Below are 1,974 nucleotides of genomic sequence, written 5' to 3' on the forward strand. Positions count from 1 at the left end.
AGAAGCTCCTCGCCGATCGTCCTCTTGGAGTAGGGCATCCGGTCGAAGTAGGTGTAGTCCGACTCCTCGACGATCTTTCTTGCGAGGGAGAAGCCGTTGCTGTGAAGGCCGCTGCTTGGAAGCCCGACGATCATGTCGCCTTTTTTTATCTTCTCGCCGGTTATGATGTCCTTCTTCTTGATCATCCCGATGGCGGTTCCCGCGAGATCAAATCCCCGGATGATCTCGGGAAGGGACGCCGTCTCGCCTCCGACGATGCTGAGGTTTGCGATCTCCGCCCCTCTCTCAAGGCCGACTGCTATTTGGGCGGTCATCTCCGGGTCGACCTTCTCCAGGGCCAGGTAGTCGACGAAGGCCAGGGGCTCGGCCCCGATGGCGAGAAGGTCGTTGACGTTCATCGCCATGCAGTCGATCCCCACCGTGTCCCACTTCTTCATCTCGTTTGCGATCAGGACCTTTGATCCGACGCCGTCGGTGGTCATGGCCAGGGCAAACTCCCCCATATCGATCAGGCCGGCGTAGTGGCCGATATCGGTGATGGGGGCACCGATCCCCTTACGTCTGCCGGTCATGACGCCTTTCATGGCCGAGATCGCCCTCTCCTCGGCCCTGATATCGACGCCCGACTGGGCGTATGTCATCCTCTTCATCTCTTCACCCCTTTTCTCTTCCTCTTCGCCTCTTACCTCTTCGCCTCGCCCTCAAGACCGAACTCCTGGTGGAGCTCCTGGACCGCCCTCTCGGCCTCGGCCATGCTGACCACGAAAGATATGTTGTGCTCGCTCGACCCCTGGCTGATCATGAGGACGTTGATCTTCGATCTGCCCATGGCGCCGAAGACCCTCCCCGCCACACCCGGCGTACCCACCATCCCCGCCCCCACCACGGCGATGACGGCCACGTCCTTGTTGTGGGAGATCTCCCGGACGATGGTGGTGGGAAACTCGGCCCGCAGGGCGATCTCGGCGGCCTCGACCTGGGGCTCGTCGACGACGACGGTGATGTTCGCCTCGCTCGACCCCTGGCTGATCATGATGATGTTCGCCCCAGAGCCGGCGAGGGCCGAGAAGGCCCGGGCGGCGATGCCGGGCGTTCCTATCATCCCGGCGCCCGATATCGTCAGCAGGGCCACGTTCCTGGAGAGGGTGACCGCCTTGATCACGTCCTCCTTGGCCGCGCCCTCCTTGACGATCAGGGTTCCGGGGTCCTGGGGATCGAAGGTGCACTTCACCCTCACCGGGATTCCGTTTCTGATGGCGGGCTCGATCGCCCTCGGGTGGAGGACCTTGGCCCCGAAGTAGGACATCTCCATCGCCTCCCGGTAGGAGATAATGGGGATGTTCTTCGCCTCGGAGACGATCCGGGGATCGGTGGTGAGAACGCCGGTGGTGTCCTTCCAGAACCAGATCTCGTCCGCGCCGATGGCTGCCCCTATCAGCGAGGCCGAGAAGTCCGAGCCGCCCCGGCCCAGGGTGGTGATGTTTCCCCCCTCGTCCTCGGCGATGAACCCGGTCACCACCGGGACGCCCTCTAGGGGGGTGAGCCTCGAGGCGAGGAGGTCGTAGGTCTTCTCCAGGGGTTTTCCGTTGCCGTAATCGCTGGTGGTGATGATCCCCGCCTCGCCCCCGGTGTAGTACCTGGAGCCCAGGCCCAGGTCCCTCAGAACACCGGAGAGGATGGGGGCGGCGAGCCTCTCGCCGTAGCTGGAGATCCTGTCGATGGACCGTGGGGAGAGCTCGCCGAGGTAGCAGATGCCGATGTAGGCCTTCTCCAGCTCGCCGAGCCTCTGGATGATGATCTCCTTCAGCTCCTTTACGATCTCAGGGTTCTTCACCGCCTCCATCAGGGCCTGAATGTGCCTTTTGCTCAGCCTGTCCACGAAGGTCACTATATCCTCGACTTTCCCGCCGTTGGCCGATGCCCTGGCGCACTGGAGGAGGTCGTCGGTGACCCCTCCCAGGGCGGAGGTAACGA

General features: G+C 62.9%; 2 protein-coding genes. Both read right to left on the reverse strand.

Going from position 1 to position 1,974, the window contains the following annotated elements:
• Positions 1–650, reverse strand: a 650-nt coding sequence (gene purM / locus ACP5EL_RS10450) for a phosphoribosylformylglycinamidine cyclo-ligase (RefSeq protein ID WP_428402449.1), incomplete at its 3' end; no start/stop codon positions are given.
• Between the two features lie 32 nt (positions 651–682).
• The coding region (locus tag ACP5EL_RS10455) for an aspartate kinase (protein ID WP_428402450.1) at positions 683–1,974 on the reverse strand (1,292 nt) is incomplete at its 5' end.

Origin of the sequence: Methanocrinis sp. (genome assembly GCF_049974945.1) — an archaeon.
Classification (GTDB): Archaea; Halobacteriota; Methanosarcinia; order Methanotrichales; family Methanotrichaceae; genus Methanocrinis.